This window comes from Hyphomicrobium denitrificans 1NES1 (assembly GCF_000230975.2).
Taxonomy (GTDB): Bacteria; Pseudomonadota; Alphaproteobacteria; order Rhizobiales; family Hyphomicrobiaceae; genus Hyphomicrobium_B; species Hyphomicrobium_B denitrificans_A.
Genome location: NC_021172.1, coordinates 58143 through 76924, shown reverse-complemented (window position 1 = coordinate 76924; position 18782 = coordinate 58143). Strand labels below are relative to the sequence as shown.

The 18782-nt window shown below is 60.7% G+C and carries 16 protein-coding genes and 1 pseudogene; 11 read left to right on the top strand and 6 right to left on the bottom strand.

Annotated features, from left to right (window positions below; translation table 11 throughout):
- Positions 1-145: 145 nt before the first annotated feature.
- Positions 146-904: an alpha/beta fold hydrolase gene (locus tag HYPDE_RS00290; RefSeq protein WP_041319667.1), complete on the bottom strand. Its 759-nt coding sequence runs from the start codon at positions 902-904 to the stop codon at positions 146-148.
- Positions 905-1010: 106 nt separating this feature from the next.
- Here HYPDE_RS00290 and HYPDE_RS00285 point away from each other — a divergent pair, with 106 nt between their 5' ends.
- The 5 genes and pseudogenes from HYPDE_RS00285 (at position 1011) to HYPDE_RS00265 (ending at position 4513) form a co-directional block, all read left to right on the top strand.
- Positions 1011-1253, top strand: a complete 243-nt coding sequence (locus HYPDE_RS00285) for a zinc-finger domain-containing protein (RefSeq protein ID WP_015596295.1) — start codon at positions 1011-1013, stop codon at positions 1251-1253.
- Between the two features lie 42 nt (positions 1254-1295).
- A complete protein-coding gene (locus HYPDE_RS00280) occupies positions 1296-2477 on the top strand; it encodes an FAD-dependent monooxygenase (RefSeq protein WP_244437739.1) in 1182 nt (393 codons plus the stop codon).
- A gap of 2 nt (positions 2478-2479) precedes the next feature.
- Positions 2480-2926 carry an NUDIX domain-containing protein gene (locus HYPDE_RS00275; RefSeq protein WP_041319665.1) on the top strand — a complete coding sequence of 149 codons (447 nt, stop codon included), beginning with the start codon at positions 2480-2482 and terminating at the stop codon, positions 2924-2926.
- 103 nt (positions 2927-3029) lie between these two features.
- A pseudogene (locus HYPDE_RS00270) lies at positions 3030-3687 on the top strand (MarC family protein).
- A 67-nt stretch (positions 3688-3754) separates the two neighbouring features.
- Positions 3755-4513 carry a slipin family protein gene (locus HYPDE_RS00265; RefSeq protein WP_015596291.1) on the top strand — a complete coding sequence of 253 codons (759 nt, stop codon included), beginning with the start codon at positions 3755-3757 and terminating at the stop codon, positions 4511-4513.
- Between the two features lie 31 nt (positions 4514-4544).
- Here HYPDE_RS00265 and HYPDE_RS00260 read toward each other — a convergent pair whose 3' ends face one another.
- Both HYPDE_RS00260 and HYPDE_RS18950 read right to left on the bottom strand, forming a co-directional pair.
- A complete protein-coding gene (locus HYPDE_RS00260) occupies positions 4545-6212 on the bottom strand; it encodes a L,D-transpeptidase family protein (RefSeq protein WP_041319663.1) in 1668 nt (555 codons plus the stop codon).
- A 61-nt stretch (positions 6213-6273) separates the two neighbouring features.
- Positions 6274-6459 carry a hypothetical protein gene (locus tag HYPDE_RS18950; RefSeq protein WP_144061125.1) on the bottom strand — a complete coding sequence of 62 codons (186 nt, stop codon included), beginning with the start codon at positions 6457-6459 and terminating at the stop codon, positions 6274-6276.
- A 95-nt stretch (positions 6460-6554) separates the two neighbouring features.
- Between HYPDE_RS18950 and HYPDE_RS00255 the strand changes: the two genes are divergently transcribed.
- Entirely contained in the window at positions 6555-7424 is an 870-nt protein-coding gene (locus tag HYPDE_RS00255) for an aldo/keto reductase (protein ID WP_015596289.1), read from the top strand.
- Between the two features lie 9 nt (positions 7425-7433).
- Here the strand turns inward: HYPDE_RS00255 and HYPDE_RS00250 are convergent, their stop codons facing one another.
- Positions 7434-9419 (bottom strand): MDR family MFS transporter, encoded by a 1986-nt coding sequence (locus tag HYPDE_RS00250; RefSeq protein WP_144061124.1) that lies wholly within the window; start codon positions 9417-9419, stop codon positions 7434-7436.
- A gap of 359 nt (positions 9420-9778) precedes the next feature.
- Here HYPDE_RS00250 and HYPDE_RS00245 point away from each other — a divergent pair, with 359 nt between their 5' ends.
- Positions 9779-10861 (top strand): D-alanyl-D-alanine carboxypeptidase family protein, encoded by a 1083-nt coding sequence (locus HYPDE_RS00245; protein ID WP_015596287.1) that lies wholly within the window; start codon positions 9779-9781, stop codon positions 10859-10861.
- Positions 10862-10874: 13 nt separating this feature from the next.
- Here HYPDE_RS00245 and HYPDE_RS00240 read toward each other — a convergent pair whose 3' ends face one another.
- A complete protein-coding gene (locus HYPDE_RS00240) occupies positions 10875-11201 on the bottom strand; it encodes a hypothetical protein (protein ID WP_015596286.1) in 327 nt (108 codons plus the stop codon).
- A 149-nt stretch (positions 11202-11350) separates the two neighbouring features.
- Here HYPDE_RS00240 and HYPDE_RS00235 point away from each other — a divergent pair, with 149 nt between their 5' ends.
- Both HYPDE_RS00235 and HYPDE_RS00230 read left to right on the top strand, forming a co-directional pair.
- Positions 11351-11584, top strand: a complete 234-nt coding sequence (locus HYPDE_RS00235; RefSeq protein WP_015596285.1) for a hypothetical protein — start codon at positions 11351-11353, stop codon at positions 11582-11584.
- 20 nt (positions 11585-11604) lie between these two features.
- Positions 11605-13041 carry a lipopolysaccharide biosynthesis protein gene (locus HYPDE_RS00230; protein WP_015596284.1) on the top strand — a complete coding sequence of 479 codons (1437 nt, stop codon included), beginning with the start codon at positions 11605-11607 and terminating at the stop codon, positions 13039-13041.
- Between the two features lie 124 nt (positions 13042-13165).
- Here the strand turns inward: HYPDE_RS00230 and HYPDE_RS00225 are convergent, their stop codons facing one another.
- The gene (locus tag HYPDE_RS00225; RefSeq protein ID WP_015596283.1) at positions 13166-13870 is read right to left on the bottom strand and encodes a CAP domain-containing protein; all 705 of its coding nucleotides are present in this window, start codon (positions 13868-13870) and stop codon (positions 13166-13168) included.
- A 312-nt stretch (positions 13871-14182) separates the two neighbouring features.
- Between HYPDE_RS00225 and HYPDE_RS00220 the strand changes: the two genes are divergently transcribed.
- Together HYPDE_RS00220 and HYPDE_RS00215 are read left to right on the top strand one after the other, a co-directional pair.
- Positions 14183-15298 carry a hypothetical protein gene (locus tag HYPDE_RS00220; RefSeq protein ID WP_015596281.1) on the top strand — a complete coding sequence of 372 codons (1116 nt, stop codon included), beginning with the start codon at positions 14183-14185 and terminating at the stop codon, positions 15296-15298.
- A gap of 18 nt (positions 15299-15316) precedes the next feature.
- Positions 15317-18682, top strand: a complete 3366-nt coding sequence (locus HYPDE_RS00215; RefSeq protein ID WP_015596280.1) for an ATP-binding protein — start codon at positions 15317-15319, stop codon at positions 18680-18682.
- The last annotated feature ends 100 nt before the right edge of the window (positions 18683-18782 follow it).

The following is an 18782-nucleotide window of genomic DNA, read 5'->3' as shown; positions in this document are numbered from 1 at the left end:
GGAGCGTATAATTGAGAATACCCGCGAGGCAGCCCGCGCCTCGCGGGCATGTGCTTGACATACCTGGATGTCTGGCGTTGCCACATCCGTCTCAATTGTGGAGCCAGCCAACGGCCGTCGGAGCAATAATTGCCCGCTGCCGTAGTCAGCGGCCTTCAAGAAAAGCCAGAACCTCGGCCTTGAACGTCCGGTCTCCGACGGCCCGATTGTGATCGCGACCGGCCATCGTAATAGCCCGCGCGCCCGGAATTATCTTAGCAAGCTCGTCCGCCGACCCGCCGATCACGTCGGTCTCACCGACCGCAACGAGAACGGGCGCCGAAATCGACGCGACCATCTCTGCCGTGATCGGCGCGCGCGCTGAACGAATACACGCCGCAAGTGCCTTGAGATCGCTTTTCGTCTGCTCTGCGAATGCGCGGAAGGTCCGTGCTGTGGGATTGCTGACATCCTCGATGCTCTCCGCCTCGAGTGCCCGCGCAATCGGCCCCGTCCCAGCCAAGCCCCGCACCATGTTGATGCCAAGTCCGCCGAAAACGACATGGTCGACTCGCTCCGGATGCGCCAGCGCCAGAAATGCGGCAATGCGCGCACCCATCGAATAACCGATAACATGCGCACGCGCGATGCTGAGGTGGTCGAGCAGCCGCCGGGCATCTTCGGCCATCAGCGGCGCGCCGTAATCCGTCAATTCATGGAGTTTCTGGCTTTGCCCGTGGCCCCGGTTGTCTAAGGCGATTACGCGATATCCGGCTTTGCTGAGAAAATAGACCCATCCGGTATTGACCCAGTTCGTCTCGACGTTTGAAGCAAAGCCGTGGATCAGCAAAACCGGCGGCTTTACCCTGCCGGCGCCGGTATCGAGATAGGCGATATCAACGCCCGCACTGTCGAACTGCTTCATGCCGTCGCTACCCACTGGCTGCAAGTATGGGGTATCTCCCCTACCATCATTGCGGCCGAGAAGGTATGGTGCGGCCGCAAATCTCCAATTCGCAAAAGGGCGTCGCATGGCCGGAGCACTGATCCCTCATTTCGCAAACGACGTCGGTGCTGAACGCATTTTCATCGGCGTCAAGGAATTCAACTGCATGGGCGCGCGCCCGCCGTTCGACCATCCGCACATCTATCTCGACATGGGGCAGGATAATCAGATCCTCTGCCCGTATTGCTCGACGCTCTACATCTACGATCCGCGCCTCAAGGCCGGCGAGAGCGATCCGAAGAACAGCCTCGTCTCCGACGCCGCCTGATCGACCGATGTACCGGAGCGCCCCTCAGATCAGGCGCGGCGGATGATGAGCACGAAACCCTCTCGTGTCGCAATTGCAGGCGGCGGCATCGGCGGCATCGCGACGGCACTCGCGCTTTCCGAGCATGGTATCGCGTCGGAAGTCTACGAACGCCGTGCCGCGTTTCCCGAAGAAGGCGCAGGGATACAGATCGGGCCGAACGGCACGCGCATTCTGCAGCGCCTCGGCGTCGCGGAGCTTCTTGAGAGCCGTGCCGCCACGCCGGATGCCCTAAGCGTCCGTGAGGGTAAAACAGGGCACGAGCTGACACGCCTGCCGCTGGGTACGTGGATCGCGGAGCGGCACGGCACCCCCTATTGGACGGCGCATCGGAAAGATCTGCATTGGGCGCTGCGCGAGCGCGCCGAAGCGACTCCGCTAATCGAGCTGCGAACCGGCGTCGAGATCGTTTCGTTCGCCACTCAGAACGAAAGCGTCAGAGCAACCAGCAGCGACGGCGAGATTCTAAACGCGTCAGCACTCGTCTGCGCCGATGGACTTTGGTCGAACCTTCGCAACGAGGTCGCGTCTGGAGCCGGTCCGCAACCCGTTGGGAAAGCGGCATTTCGCTGCGTCATTCCAGCCGACGATCTTGTCGCTGAACTGACACCCAACGCCGTCCACATCTGGCTCGCGCCCGGCGCCCACGTCGTCCATTATCCTGTCAACGCCGGACGCGACATCGCGCTCATCGTCGTCGCCGACGATCCGTTGCGCGATCCGGGATGGGATACGTCCGCGTCTGCCGAAACCGTGCGCGAGAAGGTCTGCAATTTTGCGCACCCCTTGCAAGCACTCGTCGCAAAAGCCGACGATTGGCGTTGCTGGTCGCTTTACACAATGTCGCCGCTCGACCGCTGGTCGAACGGCCGCGCCGTCCTGCTCGGAGATGCGGCGCATCCCGTACTGCCGTTCCTTGCGCAAGGCGCGGTGCTCGCGCTCGAAGACGCGATGATGTTGGCCGCCTCCCTCGACGATGGGCGAAACAACATAGAATCGTCGCTGCGAAGTTACGAGCTGGCACGCCGCCCGCGCGCACGCCGCGTCGCCGAAGCGTCGCAACAAAACGGACGCATCTATCATATGGCCGGTGCTGCCGGTCTCGCCCGCAACATGACGATGCGCCTCGCGCCACCTGCGCGCGTCATGGCCGGCTTTGATTGGCTCTACGGCTGGAGGCTTTGACCGTGCCGCTGCAGCTTGCATCTCATCTCTCGCGACGTTCCGATCTTGTGACGCTCGGCGTGCAAGGCGTTATCGCTAACGCAGCCTCCGAGGTTCTGTTGGTCCGTCACGGCTATCGCCCCGGCTGGCATTTTCCCGGCGGCGGAGTCGAGCGACGCGAAACGATAGACCGCGCCTTATGCCGCGAATTGAACGAAGAAGCAGGCGTAATCCTCGTGCAACCGGCTCGGCTTTTCGGAATCTACACGAACTTCGAGGTTTTTCCCGGCGATCACGTCGTGCTCTTTATCGTCGAGCATTGGCGACAGGATCACATCCCCGCAGCCAATGCCGAAATCTCAGAACAACGATTTTTCGCCCTCGACCGCCTCCCCAGGACCATAACGGCAGCCACGAAACGACGTCTCGATGAAGTCTTTGGCGGCGCCGAGCGAGCAAACACCTGGTAGGCAACGGCTATCGGATGAACGAAGGCGGCTTCCTTAGCGAATGCAAGGGCACTAATAGAATCAGCTACGGGCACCTCATCACACCGAAAATCGAATTGGACCCATGGACATTATCAGCGGCATGGTCGGTAGCTTCCTGGTTGCCTTGCCGGCGCTGTTCTCGATCGTCAACCCGATCGGCGGCGCGCTGATCTACAGCCAGGTGACCATTGGCCGGCCCCATGCCGAAAGAATAACGCTCGCCTATCGCGTCGCGGTTTACTCCGCCATCGTTATGCTGGTGTCGCTCTGGATCGGCGCGTCCTTGATGAGCTTCTTCGGCGTCAGCATCGAAGCGCTTCGCGTTGCGGGAGGCCTCGTCGTCGCCGCGAGTGCGTGGGGCATGCTCTACGACCCCAAGGAGAACGAGGATCGCAAGCACGACCACGCCGCTTCGGCCGCGGGAGAAAGCGACGTTGCTTTCTTTCCTCTGACGATGCCCTTCACGACAGGGCCGGGCACGATTTCCGTCGCGATTGCGCTCAGCGCCAGTCGCCCGTCTACGACGGAGTCCTTGCTGCCGTTCTACGCCGGCGCATCGGGAGCCGCTCGTCGTCGCGATCTGCTACGCCTCCGCGGATCGCCTCGTATCGCTGCTCGGTCCCGCGCGTGCGCGCGTCCTCACGCGCCTGTCGGCTTTCCTTCTGCTCTGCATCGGCGTTCAGATCCTGATCTCCGGCGCACAAGGAGCAATCGCCACCACGCTCGCCCGGTCACGATAAAACCGCGGCTTCCCCGACTAAGTGAAATCACCTAGGCTCGCGTCCGACAGCAGGGAGTGGAAAAGCGATGGGAATAGTCATTGCTCTGATCGTCCTCATCTATCTCGCAAGCTCGATCCGCATATTGCGGCAGTACGAGCGCGGCGTCGCCTTTCTGCTCGGGAAATTCGAGGGCGTCCGTGGCCCCGGAATGACGTTGATCTTCACCCCGTTCCAAACGATGCAGCGCGTCTCCCTCCGCACCGTAACGATGGAGATCCCCTCCCAGAAGATCATCACCAAGGATAACGTCTCGATCGATATTGCCGCCGTCGCCTATTACCATGTCAGCGATCCCGAAAAGGCAGTGATAGCGATCGAGAACGTCTACGAAGCGATCAACCAGATCAGCCAAACGACCGTGCGCAAAGTTGTCGGCCGTTTTTCACTCGACCAGCTCTTGGCTCAAACGATCGACGTCAACGAGCAGATCAAGAATGTCATCGACCAGCATACCGAGCCGTGGGGCGCTCAGGTAACTGCTGTTGAGATCAAGGACATCATTCTTCCCGACAACATGCAGCGCGCGATGGCAAAGGAAGCCGAAGCAGAACGCGAACGGCGTGCCAAAATCGTTGCTGCGGAGGGGGAATTCCAGGCAGCAATGCGTTTAGGCGAAGCGGCCGACATCATAGCAACCCACCCGGTTGCCCTGCAGCTCCGCACCTTGCAGACAATGGCCGAGATCGCGACGGAAAAGAATTCGACGATCTTCTTCCCGGCCCAATTCATGACGACCGTGCATGAAGCGATCGCGACCTTGAAATCGGATTCGGAGAAAACCTAGTGGCCGCTCCGGAAGCGGCCACTGCAACTGGTCACCACCAATTGAAGAACGTCGGTTTATTGCGATACCGCCGGTCGTAACGATCGTAACGGTCATAGCGATCGTAACGATCGTAGCCGTCGTAATAATCGTAAGGATCATCGCGCATATAGGACGGCGCGGTCTTACGCGGCCTCTTCTTGAGCGCGCCTTGCGGTTCGGTGCTGACTACGACGATGAAGTCTGTCGCCTTGCCTGTTTCGTTGCTCATCGGCTCGTCGGAAACAATGAGCGAAGATCCCGGCCACACGTATCCGGAAATCCGCGACGCCACCTCCGGCGGAATTGTGATGCGGTCGAGGGCGGCGGACGCCTGTCCCACATCGGTCGGAGGTGCGCTGTAGTCGAGATCGGCAACGCGCCGCTTCTTGTGCGAACCGGAATCGGTATCCTCAGCCGAACGTCGCGCGATCGAAACGACCTGCCAGCGCAGGTCTTTGGCCTGATCTTTATAGTCAACGGCCGTGAACACATGCGTGCCGATGGGTTCGTCGGGCCGAGAAATCGTAATTGGAGCGTCGAATACGGGCTCGTTGGCTTGACGAACGTAAAGGCGCTGCGTCTTCCGGCTGATGAACATCGAAACCGGATACATCCTCCACTTTGCAATCTGCATTGCCGCCACGGCCGTCTTCCTGGCGTCCTCGACCTTCGCCCATTCCGCCGTCGCGGCCGCCAGCTCCTTCTCCGCTGCAGCAACGCTGGCTTTCGCCGCATCGTACTTGTCGTTGACGATTTTCGCCGCAGCCGCAACTTTGTCTTTCCGATCCTGCGCCCGTTTCATCGCGGCGGGCGTTTTTGCGGCAAGAAGGGTGCGATCGGCTCGCGCAACCTTTTCATCGGAAGCCTTTTTCGCCGCCTCCGCGCGCTTGAGCTGCTTCAGGGCTTTTGCGTGAATGGCTTTTTTGTCGGCGACGACAGCCTTCAACTCGTCGGCTTGCGAGATCGCCGTCTGCGCCTGGAGGCTTTTTTTTGATGCGGCGGCCTTGAGCGCCTGCATTTGAGCCGCACGCGCCGGCCACTTTGAAACATCCGGCTCGAAGATATTGAGATCGTCCTGGTCGGTAACATCGCTCTCAAAGGTCGCAGGAACAGCGACCGCAGCCTCGCCTGCCGGTAACGGCTTCGGAAGCAATGCATGCGAAATATCGGTCGGTGCGACGTCATCGTGAGCAATGACGACGCGCAAACCCAGCCGCGTCAGAGGAAACAACTGCTGGGAGAATTCATAGGGCATCCGCACGCAGCCATGCGACGCCGGATAACCCGGCAATACGCCGGCGTGGAGCGCGATGCCCGACCACGTAATGCGCTGCATGAACGGCATCGACGCATCGTCGTAGATGTTCGAATAGTGCTCTTCCTGCTTCTGAAGCACGCTGTAAACGCCGACCGGCGTTTCGTAACCTGTCTGCCCCGTCGATACGCCGGCATGCAGCACTTCGCCATTGGCATCATAGACGGAGATACGCTGATCCTTGATCGAAACGACCGCCACCACAGGCTTACCGGCGAGGTCTTGCTGCGTCACTTGAGTCTCGCCGCCATCGCGAACGCGATTACGCGCCTCGGCGCCATTTGCAAGACTGAAGGCAGCAGCAAAAATCAGAGTTGCAATCGCAGAATTTCTGACGCGCGCTAGCGCCGACACGCTAAACATTTGTTACGCCCTACCGTGGACAGGCAGGGAAGGCTGCAACAGCCCCTTCCCCCAGTCTGACTTAAACGTTCACGCCGAGTTTACGTTCCGGTTCGCGTGGTATCCGCCGCGACGGCAGAAGATCACTGAAACGTGCCGGAAACTCGACATTGATGCAATCGAGATTATGGGTGCCACGTGAAGCGACCGTTAAATTCGGCTGATTTTGGCTCGAAATCCGGCGAACGCTCATAAATCGGTCAGGCATCGCACCTGCTGCTCTGCAAAAAGAAGCTCGCAGACACTACATCTCGCCCGATGCAAAACTTCAAATACTCAGAGCGACCAGAAAGGCATCTCATCGTGACATTGACCGCGGAAACGATCGAACGCGCCGGGCATTTTTCGATTGGCGGGGATTTGCCGGTCGTAAGGCTGGGCTTCGGAGCGATGCGCATCACGGGGACCGGCATCTGGGGCGAGCCCGAGGATCGCGCCGAGAGTTTGCGGACACTGCGCAGGCTTCCCGAGCTCGGCATCAACCTGATCGATACCGCAGACTCCTACGGACCCGAGGTCAGCGAGAGGCTTATCCGCGAAGCTCTCTATCCATACAAAGGGCTTGTGATCGCCACCAAAGCCGGCCTGCTTCGGCCCGGTCCCGGGACTTGGGTCCCGCTCGGCAAACCCGAATATCTGCGTCAGCAAGTCATTCTCAGCATTCGTCGGCTCGGCGTCGAGCGGCTCGATCTCTGGCAGCTCCATCGCATCGATCCGCATGTTCCGCAGAACGAGCAGTTTGACGCGATCAAAGCATTGCAGGCGGAAGGCCTGATCCGTCACGTCGGCCTCAGCGAGGTCAGCATCAAGGACATCCAGGCGGCGCAGAAATACTTCCGGGTTGTAACCGTCCAGAACCGATACAATCTCGCCGATCGCGATAGCGAAGACGTGCTCGATTTCTGTGAGAAAAACGACATCGGGTTCATACCTTGGTACCCGCTTGCCTCTGGCGATCTCGCCAAACCCGGTTCACGCCTTGAAAGCATCGCCAAGAAGCACGGCGCCGCGCCGAGCCAGATCGCGCTCGCCTGGCTCCTGCGGCGAAGCCCCAACATGCTGCCGATCCCGGGTACGTCGAAGGTTCGCCACCTGGAGGAAAACGTGGCGTCCGTCGCTATCAACCTGAGCGACGCCGACGTTGCGGCCCTGAACGAAATCCGCAAAGCTTAGCTTGCTTACTTACCGGCTAGGCTTCACGGGAGGTGTGCGGGCGAATGAGCTCGCCATCTCGCGGAGCAACGCGCGGACTTCCGGGTGCTCGTTGCGATCCCATTCGGACAGCATGTGCCTCAGGTCGTCCTCGCGCCTGCGCAACAAGCGGTCGTAGGCGGCGCGGCCCGCAGACGTAAGCTCGACGAAACCGTCGCCGGCTTCGGCCGCCATTCCTGAAGCCAAGAGTCCTGTGAACAGACGCGCGCTCTGCGCTTCGTCGACCGCCAACCGCTTTTCGAGTTCACTACGGCTTTCGCGGCCACCTCGTTCGCCGATGCGGGCCAAAAGCCAGTATTCGTCCGGTTCGAGATTGACGCCGATCCGTTTCGCGGAGCCCTGGTAAACGCGCCAACGATTTTCGCGGGCCGTGTTGCGCTCGACGATACGCTCAAGCTCTTCGAGCGAGGTTGCGTCGCGCGGCATCTGCAGCGGATCGTTCGCCGGCTCCGGAGCGAGGCTGGTCCTGAGCGGGACTTCCTTGATGCCGAATGTCAAAAGGAAGCTCATGAATGCCAGCGCCGCGGCGCTCACGAACACCGGCCGCAGCGAGTCAACGAAGAGCGCGAGATAGGTCGATCGCAGCGGATCGGTGAGCGTCGCGATGGCCCCCGGGTCGTTCGCAATCTCCGCAAGCTGCGGTGCAGATACGCTGAGCTTCCTCTGCAGCGTATAAGAAAATATGCCCCCAAACATCGCCGCGCCAACCGAGCCACCGATCGATCGAAAGAGCGTCGTTCCGGAGGTTGCGACACCGAGCTGCTCGTAGGCGACGGCATTCTGAACGGACATCACCAGAATCTGCATCACCATGCCGAGTCCCAGCCCTAGACACAGCATGAACAGAGACGCCATTTCGGCCGACGTCTCGAGCGTAATCCGCGATAGAAGGACGAGGCCGAGAGTCATCAGACCGCTCCCCAGAACAGGAAACATCTTGTAGCGGCCGATCCGGCTGATGATCTGGCCGCTCGTGACCGAGCTGACAAAAACGCCGAGCATCATCGGTGTCATGTGCAATCCGGCGCTCGTCGGGTCCAGGCCTTGGACGACCTGCAGATAAACCGGCATGAGCGTGATCGATCCGAACAGCGCCATGCCCACGATGAACCCGACCGATGTCGCGATCGCGAACGCCCGCTCCTTGAACAATGTCAGCGGCAGCAGCGGATCGGGTACGACCGCTTCCGCGTAAAGGAACAGCGCGAACGCCAAGAGGCCCAGCGCCGAAATCGCAAACATGCTGACGGGAGCTTCGCGCGCCAGCGTCGCCCCAAGGCTCGTGATGATGACGACGCTCGTCAACGTGATCGCGAGAAGTGCGGCACCGACATAGTCGATCTCGACTCTCGTCGTCCGGCTGTGCGGCCTGAACGTTCTGTTGATCACGGCCAACGCGGCCAGGCCGAACGGCACGTTGATGAGAAAGATCCAGCGCCACGACAGATTATCGACGATAAAGCCGCCGATTAGAGGCCCGAGCACTGTCGAAAGCCCGAAGATGCCCCCGAAGAATCCCTGATACCGGCCACGTTCGCGTGGCGGCACGACGTCGCCGACGACCGCTATCGCGGTCACGATCAAGCCACCGCCGCCGAGCCCTTGCACGATGCGAAATGCGATCAGCTCCGGCAGATTTTGCGCGAGTCCGCAAAGTGCGGACCCCACAAGAAAAATGATGACGGCCGTCTGCAGCATGATCCGCCGCCCGAAAAGATCGCCGAGCTTCCCGTAAAGCGGCACCACGACTGTCGTCGCCAGGAGATACGCCGTAACGATCCAGGAGAGATGCGACAGACCGCCAATTTCTCGAACGATCGTCGGCAGCGCCGTCGAGACGACCGTTTGATCGAGGGACGCAAGCAGAAGAACAAGTGCCAGCGCGCCGAAGATCGCGAGGCGGCGGCGCGCTTCGCCCTGGGCATCGTCGGAATTTTCCAAACTCGGATGTTGCATGCCGTCGAGGGTCCCTATCAGCGATGTCGGCCTCCGCCAGATGCGAGCGGTAGCAACGCAAGAATCGGCGATGTTACGCGATGCGTCACTCGCCACACGGCAAGTCTAGGCCCCGCGTGCAGAATTGAGCAAAGTTCGGAAATTGGAACCGGCCTGCGATCATGCGGTTAGGCGTAAATGGGCAGCATTGCGTAGAGGACTTGCCATATCGCGGCAAGAAGGGCGTAATGTGGATATTTCGCGTGCCAAGCGCCGCATAAGCAACACAACTCGCCCTAAGGTAGGCCGGGAGCGACGTTCGGTTGGCGCCCCCACCGCAAATATGATAGCCGAACGGAATTGAAATTCCGGAGTCTTTTATGCGAGCACGGGCGGCTCAAATCGCAGCGATGGTGCTGTTTTGCCTGGGCGGAACGACATCCGCGTCGGCCAACCCCGCGCTGCTCTTCGAGATATCGACCGGAAAGGTACTCTACTCGGAAGATGTCGACGACGTCTGGTATCCCGCATCGCTGACCAAATTGACTACGGCTTACCTTGCGTTCCAGGCCATCAAGGACGGCAAGCTTCATCTCGACGATAAAATCCCCTGCTCTCTCGTCGCAACGCTGCAACCCCCGAGCAAAGCCGGCCTCAAAGTCGGCGAAAAGCTAACCGTTGAACAGGCGTTGCAAGCCGTCATCGTGAAGTCCGCCAACGACGTGACGGTCATGCTCGCCGAAGCGATTTCAGGCAGCGAAAGCGCCTTCGTCGAGCAGATGAACGCAACAGCCCAGCGCCTCGGCATGACGCGAACGCATTTCGATAACACCAATGGCCTTCCGTCTCCCGGTCAACTCACGAGTGCGCGCGACCTCGCAAAGATCGCGCGCGCCGTCGTCACGGATTTCCCGCAATACGCCAGCTATTGGTCGATGCCGGCGATGCACATCGGCAAACGGCGCCTTGGCAGCCACAACGCGCTGCTCAGGACGTTCCCGGGCGCCGATGGGATGAAAACGGGCTTCACGTGCGATTCCGGCTACAACGTCGCCGCCAGTGCAACCCGCGACGGCCGAAGATTGATGGCGATCGTTCTCGGCGAATCCTCCGGTAACGAACGCGCCATCCGCTCGGCGGCGTTATTGGAATACGGATTCCAATATTACGATTGGAAAGCCCTCTTCAGCATGCCGACGATCGATACCCTTCCGGTCGATCCAAACGCCAAAAACATTTCGTCGGTTCGCGACACGGTCGCAGCTATGAGCTGTGGCGGCAAGCATCGCCATCGCATTGCCAAGCGCAAGTCGAAGGGCAAGCTGGCGGCTTCGAAAACCAAAGCAGGAAAGAAAAAGAGCGACGCGACCGAAGCTCCGCAAGGTGCGACAGCCGGAAGCACGCAAGGCGCGTCCACGGCACCGGCCACGCAGCCAAAAGCCGCCGAAGCCGCATCACCGTGATCGCGCGCGTCGCTTAGACGATGAGCCCGAGCGGTTCCTTCCTATAGATGCAGCCGGGTGGTTCCATCGCGTCCGGAGACGGCTTGACATCCGAACCCCCTCCACCGCCGTCATCGTCGCGATCTTCATCATTACGGCGCACGTCCGGCGGCTGATGCGCACCCTTATGTCCAGCCTTGGCGCGCCGGTGGCTGCGTGACCCTGGGACGTCCGTCCCAGCCTCGGCCTGAACGCGTTCTATTCCGGAACGCCCGGTGACGAAATTCGACGCCAGCGCAGGCGCCACAGCCGGCAGACCGAGAACCATGCCCCACGCGAAAACGCCAAAAACAAACCACATGACCGGCCTTTCACACGCTTTGCGGCTAACCGCAACGAGCGGTTAACCTAAGTCGAACAAGGCCCCCTCGGGAAGCCCACGCAATGTGGCGTCAAACTTGCTTTCTCGGTTTCATCAACCGGTATTTAAGCCTGGAGTAGGACCATACAATGTCGTCGACGTCGCGAATTTCCCGGACCGATGAGCCGGATTTCACACCGACGCCACGGGACGTCGGCGCGATGGCAGAGGTTTTAGAGGGACGGCACGGCGTTTTCGCTGCGGCAATCGCCGATTTCTTTGCGATCTATCACGGCGAGAAAGGGGACGCCGGCCGAGCGTGGGCCTGGAGCGGTGTCGCCGAGCTTGTACGCCACCGCGAACGAACACGCCTTGAAAGCTGAATGAACGACGGGAATTTGCAGTGAGGACCGCGACCGCAGAGAGCGCCGATGGCGCCACCGCGACACGCATCGAAACGGAACACGCCAAAGGCGCCTTCGCCGCCGGCTGCGGACTTGTCTTGGACATTCTGAAGCAGGCGGTCAACGTACTGACCGCAAGCGGCGAGCGCGAACGAACGCAGCGCGACGCACTCCTTGCGTTCGCGGTTCGCGTCCTGAGCGCGGGCCTCCTTTATCTGACGCAGATCGTGCTGGCCCGTTGGATGGGCGGCTACGAGTACGGCGTCTACGTGTCCGTGTGGACTTGGGTGCTCATCCTTGGCGCAATCCCCCATCTCGGATTGAATCTCGCATCGATCCGTCTCGCACCCGTCTATCGCGAAACCGGCGACTTCGAACGTCTACGCGGTCTGGTGCACGGGGTCCGGCTGTTTGCGCTCGGCAGCGGCACGGTGGTCATGGCGTTGGGCCTCTTGGGCGTCTGGCTTTTTCAAAATCACATCCAGAATCATTTCGTACTGCCTATCTATCTCGCACTCGTCTGCGTACCGCTCTACACGCTGACAGATGTCCAGGACGGCATCGGCCGCGGCAACGCCTGGATGAGCATCGCGCTCGTGCCGCCCTACATTCTCCGCCCATTGTCGTTGCTCGCGGCAATGCTCGTCGCCTACGCCGCAGATCTGCCGATGAACGCAGCAACGGCCGCAGCCGCAGCCATCGTCGCCACGTGGTTATCGGGAATTCTACAGGCTTTCCTGTTGAACCGGCGCATGAGCGATACGGTCCCGCCCGGACCCAGAGCCAGCGACTTCACGGCATGGTTCAAGATCTCACTGCCGCTGCTCGTTATGATGAGCGCTGAACTCCTCCTTCAGAACACCGACGTTCTGGTCGTGACGCGCTTTATGTCGCCCGCGGATGTCGGCATTTATTTCGCCGCTGGCAAGACGATGGCCCTGATCATGTTCGTCCACTATGCCGTCGGCAGCGCCGTCGCGCACAAGTTCGCAGCCCTGCACGCGCGCGGCGACCGGGGCGGTCTGCAGGACTTCGTGAAGGATGCCGTCAACTGGACGTTCTGGCCGTCGCTTGCGAGTGCAATCGTCATTCTCGCGCTCGGCAAACCGCTGCTGTCGTTATTCGGGCCGCAATTCGAAACTGGCTATTCGGTGATGTGCATTCTCGTCGTTGGCTTTCTGACACGCTCTGCGATGGGACCTGCCGAATATCTTCTGAATATGCTCGGGGAACAAAAGCTCTGCGCAGTCGTCTTGTTTGGCGCAGCCATGCTCAATATCGCCCTCAACTTTATTTTGGTGCCGCGCTTCGGGCTCATCGGCGCAGCCAGCGCGACCGCAATCTCGCTGACGGGCGCCGCGTTGACGAACGCGATCGTCATCTGGCGTCGCCTCGACATCAAAATCGCAATCTGGAAAAACCTACCGCGTCTCTAGCGCCGGGCGGCCGGCTCGCAGAACGCAACTCAACGGCATCCGCCGCAAAAAGCTCGCGCTTGCGGCCGGCTCCGCGAAGCGGAGTCGCAAGCGCCACCAAAAACTCGTAAGCGCCGATGCAAAACTACATCGGCGAGGCGATGACGAGCGTCCAGAAGGATTTGAATTCGGTCTTCGGATCCTGCACCAGCGCGATGCCCATGTGGGTCGCATCCGGCGTCAGAAGATTCTTGTTATGGCCAGGGCTATCTTCCCAGCCGCGCATCACTTCGTTGAAGTCGACTTGACCTGTGCCGACGTTCTCAGCCGTGAGACGTGCGCGATAGCCCGCCCGCTTGACGCGATCCCAAGGGTTTGAACCGTCGGAACCATAGTGCGAGATGCGATCAAACTTCGCGAGATCGCGTGAATGCGCTTTGGCCGCTTCCGTCAGCTCGGGGTTGAGCTTCAACGGCTTCAGCCCATGCTTCTTGCGATAGGCATTGATGACGTCGCGCGCCATTTCCGCGTTCAAGGACGTATGCGAATAGTCGCGATCCGCAAGCACGCCTGGAGCAGCCTTCTCGAAGCTCCCGTTCGGAGCTTTGTCGAGTGCCGCAACCTTCACCTCGCGCGGCGCCGAGGGATCACCGCCGAGACCGACGCTCTTGATGGACGGCGACAGCGAAGGCGATGAGAGCGACGACGTCGTTTCCGGCTCTGCAAAACCTGACGACAGGGATGTTGAACCGAGGCTGCACCCGGCCAAAGCCGTAGCAAGCCCGGTGGCGAGCGCGACGCGATACATAACAGCTACTCCCGGCACGAGACGTGCGCGAAACTCGATCATTGCCGGAAATCCGTTAACGCGCTGTTAACACTAACGGGACGCGAATCACGCCACGCGGCGCGCCGAAGCAATGTTTTAGATCCTCGCATGGAGGTCCCTCACGTACCCATTCCCGCCCCGCCTGATCTTCGCCCCAACAAGGTGTCGCGATTTTGACCACCCGGCGGCGAAAGCCTGACCGCAAAATCTTTCGCGAGTACTTGCTCTTCCCCGACGGTCGGACTGTGGGTCTTAGGCTCCAAACCTCTTGGAAGTGCTCGGCCGATCATCAACAGTCGTCGCGGCAACTTGATTCGCGCCGGGAGACCTTCGATGACTGCAGCCATCGGACAATCTGAGCGGAAATTTGAAGCCCATTTCCCTGAGCTCACGGCAAAGGACTTGGTGCTGCTGCGCATTTCCGCCGGAACCGCGACACGCGCCGACCTGCAGCGCGAGGTGGCGCCGCTTCTTGCTCCAAGACTTTCCGGCGCCGAATTCCGCCGCTCGGCCGAGCTTGGCATCAGCAATCTTGCCGGCAGCCAGCTCGTCGCCGAAGCGAAGGGGCGCCTCAGCGCGACGGGCAAGGGCGTTCAGGTTGCAGAAGCCCTGCTTGCCCCGGCCAGGACCCCTTGCAGCACTTGGGCAGAGATAAAACTGGCCCTTCTCATCCGCGCGCTCCGGACGAACGATACACCGGCTATCCGAAAAGTCTTGCAGCGCGTCGAAGGCCTCGCCGCCCTTGTGTTGCAGCATCACTTCGGAAAATCGACGGCACGCGCGCAGTCACCGGCCGACCTCCGCGCCGACCTCGCGATCATCGCGCTCGAACGTGCATTTGGGAACAAAATCAAGACCGGCTTCAAGAAAGGCGCGGGGTTACCTGCGAAGCCGGGCCGCGTTCTCGCAGGCCAGCTTTTCAAGCAGCCCCGAGAGATCGCAACCGACGGCAAGCTGATCGTGCATCTCGCCTGCGAGATCGCCGGCAGCCGCGAGCACTCCCTCGACGCGCTCGAACTCGCTGTCCTGCGCGGATTGATGTCCCCGCCGCGAGCACAGCCGCGTCCCGCCCGTCCACCAACCCCGAAACCTGCCAACGACCGCGCACCGATCTCGGAAGTTGCGCCGCCAAGCATCCGCGCGCCGTCGCCGCCGGACATGGCAGAATTTTGCCGCGCTGTGATCGATGCGGCACGGCCCGTCTCCGAGGGCTGGCCAGGTAACCGGAAGGCGTTTATCTCTTTGGTCTGGAAGGCGATTCGCAACGCGCGACCCGACTGGGGGTTATCCGAGACTGCGTTCAAAGGCATGCTCGCGGAAGCTCACCGTTCGGGCCAGGTCGAACTCACGACCGCCGATCTCAAGGATGGCCGCGACCTGAAATCGCTCGAGGATTCGAAGATCCTCTACAAGAACACCGTCTGGCACTTCGTGCGCGTCCAAGATTAAAAGGCATTCCGATTCGAAATGGGCGTTGAAGGCGGTCCACTCAAAAAGGCGTCGTTTGCTTCCCCGCTCGCTCCCGACAAGCTGAGCGAGGCGTTCGAGCATTCGATTACCTGGGAGGACGATCTTTGGCGCGCCGATCCGGTCGACGTACCCGAAATTCACGCCAAAGCTCGGCAGAAGTTCAACGATCTGCTGACGACGATCACATCGGGGCGCGGCTACCACACGCCCGAACGCATCCTGCTTTTTCATGGCCAGTCAGGCGCCGGAAAAACGCATCTCTTGCGCGCACTCCGGACGGATTCCCATCGCACCGGACAGAGCTATTTCGGCTACGCGCAGATGACGCCGGACGTGCAGAACTACGCCGATTTCTATCTGCGTCGTCTCGTTCATTCGCTCGAAAAACCTTACGACCCGGATCGCTTCGGCGAATCCGCGCTGTCGCGATTGACGAACCGGATGGTGCTCGATTCCGAGGTTATCTCGTCGGCTGACCTCGATAAGCTCCGCGACGCGACGCTCGACGACAAGCAGCTTGCGCGCTTGATCCTGCGTCTCGCCGACCAGATCGTCGCTTGCGATAAATTTCAGACGCGCGAACTCGACATCAATATCGTACGCGCGCTTTTATATCTGCAGCGCCGCGATCCGCGCATCGATCAGCGCGTTCGGCAGTATCTCAACGGCCGGCAACTGACGGCAATCGCGCATGAAGCGGTCAGCGCCCTCGATCCGAACGATGGCGAAGACCGCGCCTTCGAGATCATCGCGGCGCTTGGCGCGCTCGTCTGGACCGTCGATCGCGCGGCGCTCGTCTTCTGCATTGACCAGGTCGAAGACCTCCGCTTCTTCGATAACGCCGAGGATCGTTTCCAGCGTGCCGTGCGCGACCTCATTCAGATTGCGAACCGCTCGACGAACGCCATCATCATCATCTCGTGTCTCGAAGATTTCTACGGCCAGGTGCGCAGTCTCGTCGCGCAATCCTACATCGACAGAATCGAGAAATCGGGCCCTGTGCTCTTACGCGAAAGCCGCACGCCCGAAGAAGCCCGCCTTATCATCTCGAAGCGATTGGCCCATCATTCGGAAACGAATGGCGCAGGACTGAGCTTCCCGGACGCTTCGCAATTCTTCGGGCCGCAGTTCTTCGAGGAATTCGGCGGCTTGTCGACACGTCGACTTTTGGAACACGCGCAATCGCGTCTGAGAGAAGCGACATCCACCGAAGATGACGAACGGGAGTCGGAGGAAGAACGTCCGTCTTTCATCTCGACGCTGGCGCAAGCGCTCGGTGCCGCCGTCGGTTTCGGCGCAGCCGAAGAAGAAACACCGACGATTTCCGCCGTGCAGTTCCGAGAAATGTGGGAGCGCTTCGCTAACGAAAGTGAAGCCGAAATGCCCGCCGACGATCAGGAGCTGGTCGATATTCTTTCAGCGGCGCTCATGCTCGCGCGTGACGAGTGGGGCAAGGCGATTGAGGTCACCGTCAAGCGCCTCGAACTTGGCGACGACCTGCCCGCCTTTGACCTGACCGTCCGCCATCGTACTGGCTTCGCCAACGACGTGCGCGTCTTCCTCTGTAACCGTCCGACGCAAGGCGGCGGCTTGAAGCGTCAGCTCGACAAGGTGCTGACGGCAATGCAGGGCAAACCCTGTTTCATGCTGCGCGCCAGCGATTTCCCGCCGAACAAAAAAAACCAGACCGCGCAGGCCTTCCGCAAATTCCGCGACGGCGGCGGCCGCCAATTGCTCGTGCCGATTCCGGAGTGGGAGCGCATGATGACGGTACGCGAATTCACCGCTCATCATCGCAGCGATCCCGGCATGACGCAGTGGCTCGAAGGCACGAAGCCGCTGTCGAGCCTGATCTCGATCATCCATCTTCTGCGTCTCGATCTTCTCGGCCGTCCTGTGCCGCGTCTTGTCGCAAAGGAAATGAACGATCCGCAATCGTCGCTCGACGGCTTCGATACGCTCTCGGCCGAGCAGGCGCGCGCCGCCCACTCCGGCAACGGCGAGCTCGGACTTCCGGCGAACGACGACGACTTGCCGATGTCGGTCATCCTCGACGAGCACGGCAGCTACGGCGCCAGCATCCTGGCTGGCGGCGAGAAAAACAGCCGCGGTCGACCGGTAACCCTCAACAAAAGCGTCCTGAAACGCCATGCGGCGTTCTTGGGCGGCTCGGGCTCCGGTAAGACCACGCTCGCGCTGTCCCTCATCGAGCAGCTTCTTTTACGAGGTATTCCGGCCGTTCTGATCGACCGCAAAGGCGACCTTGCGAGTTATGCCAACCCCGAAGTCTGGCGCGCCAACGACAATGAAGCATCGGAGCGCCGCGCCGAGCGCGAGAAACTCGCCGACGCGATCGACGTCGCCGTCTATACGCCGGGCCGCGCATCGGGCCGCCCGATTTCAATCACGCTTCTGCCGAACGGCATCAACGAGCTGCCCGAGCATGAGCAGCAGTTGCTCGCGAACCTGTCGGCAGCCGCGCTCGGCGAAATGCTGCATCTGAAGAATTCGGCGACACATCAGAAGCAGTCGGGCGTTCTGGCAGTGGCCTTGCGCGTTCTAGGCTCGCTGTCGACCAGCGAAGTCACGCTTGCGGACTTGATCCGTCTTTTGGAAGACGAGCATCCGGAGCTGACCGATCAGACGCAGCGCATGGACCCCTCTGGCAAGCTGCGCCGCGATCTGGTTGCGCAACTTGACTCACTCCGCCTGCGCAATGCCGCGCTCTTTGAAGGCGGCGGCGAAAGCCTGCGCATGGAAAGCTTGCTCGGCCTTGGCCGCTATCAGCGCCCGAACCGGACGCGCCTGTCGGTCATCTACACGGGCTTCCTCGGCGACAACGAGAACATCCTCTTCTGGGTCTCGCAGTTCCTGTCGGAAGCCCTGCGCTTCTGCCAGCGCAACCCGAACGACGAACTGCAAGCCGTCGTCATGTTCGACGAAGCCGACCTCTACATTCCGGCGAACTCGAAACCCGCCACGGCCGAACCGTTGCAGAGCCTTTTGAAGCGCGCCCGTTCGGCGGGCCTCGGAATGATGCTCGCGACGCAGTCTCCGGGCGACCTCGACTACAAGAGCCGCGACCAGATCACGAGCTGGTTCATCGGCCGCGTGCGTGAGGACACCGCGCTCAGGAAGCTCAAGGCGGCATTCCAGTCGGAGTCCGGCCTCGATTCGGCAACGGCGCTTCCCGGCCAGACCGTCGGCGAATTCCACCTCGTCCAGGAAGGTCTGGTAAGGCCGATGAAGGCGCAACGCTCGCTGATTGCAGCCGAGCAGGTGCCGTTCGATCGCATCGAGCAATTGGCTGCCGAAACGCGCGGAATTGACGAACGCCAGCTTCGTCTTTTTGATCTTCGTTAATTTTTTAAAGCCGGAATTGAAGATCCGAACGGTTATTCAATTCGCGTTTCAATACCCGAAATACTCCGTGATATTGCGGTGCCTATAGTTGTCCCTTCAG

Bases quoted from the DNA above. Each gene is read 5' to 3' on its own strand.
- HYPDE_RS00220 (WP_015596281.1), top strand. From the start codon at position 14,183: ATGACTGCAGCCATCGGACAATCTGAGCGGAAATTTGAAGCCCATTTC.
- HYPDE_RS00235 (WP_015596285.1), top strand. From the start codon at position 11,351: ATGTCGTCGACGTCGCGAATTTCCCGGACCGATGAGCCGGATTTCACA.
- HYPDE_RS00285 (WP_015596295.1), top strand. From the start codon at position 1,011: ATGGCCGGAGCACTGATCCCTCATTTCGCAAACGACGTCGGTGCTGAA.
- HYPDE_RS00225 (WP_015596283.1), bottom strand. From the start codon at position 13,870: ATGATCGAGTTTCGCGCACGTCTCGTGCCGGGAGTAGCTGTTATGTAT.
- HYPDE_RS00260 (WP_041319663.1), bottom strand. From the start codon at position 6,212: ATGTTTAGCGTGTCGGCGCTAGCGCGCGTCAGAAATTCTGCGATTGCA.
- HYPDE_RS00245 (WP_015596287.1), top strand. From the start codon at position 9,779: ATGCGAGCACGGGCGGCTCAAATCGCAGCGATGGTGCTGTTTTGCCTG.
- HYPDE_RS00280 (WP_244437739.1), top strand. From the start codon at position 1,296: ATGATGAGCACGAAACCCTCTCGTGTCGCAATTGCAGGCGGCGGCATC.
- HYPDE_RS00265 (WP_015596291.1), top strand. From the start codon at position 3,755: ATGGGAATAGTCATTGCTCTGATCGTCCTCATCTATCTCGCAAGCTCG.
- HYPDE_RS00240 (WP_015596286.1), bottom strand. From the start codon at position 11,201: ATGTGGTTTGTTTTTGGCGTTTTCGCGTGGGGCATGGTTCTCGGTCTG.
- HYPDE_RS00250 (WP_144061124.1), bottom strand. From the start codon at position 9,419: ATGCAACATCCGAGTTTGGAAAATTCCGACGATGCCCAGGGCGAAGCG.
- HYPDE_RS18950 (WP_144061125.1), bottom strand. From the start codon at position 6,459: ATGCCTGACCGATTTATGAGCGTTCGCCGGATTTCGAGCCAAAATCAG.
- HYPDE_RS00215 (WP_015596280.1), top strand. From the start codon at position 15,317: ATGGGCGTTGAAGGCGGTCCACTCAAAAAGGCGTCGTTTGCTTCCCCG.
- HYPDE_RS00290 (WP_041319667.1), bottom strand. From the start codon at position 904: ATGAAGCAGTTCGACAGTGCGGGCGTTGATATCGCCTATCTCGATACC.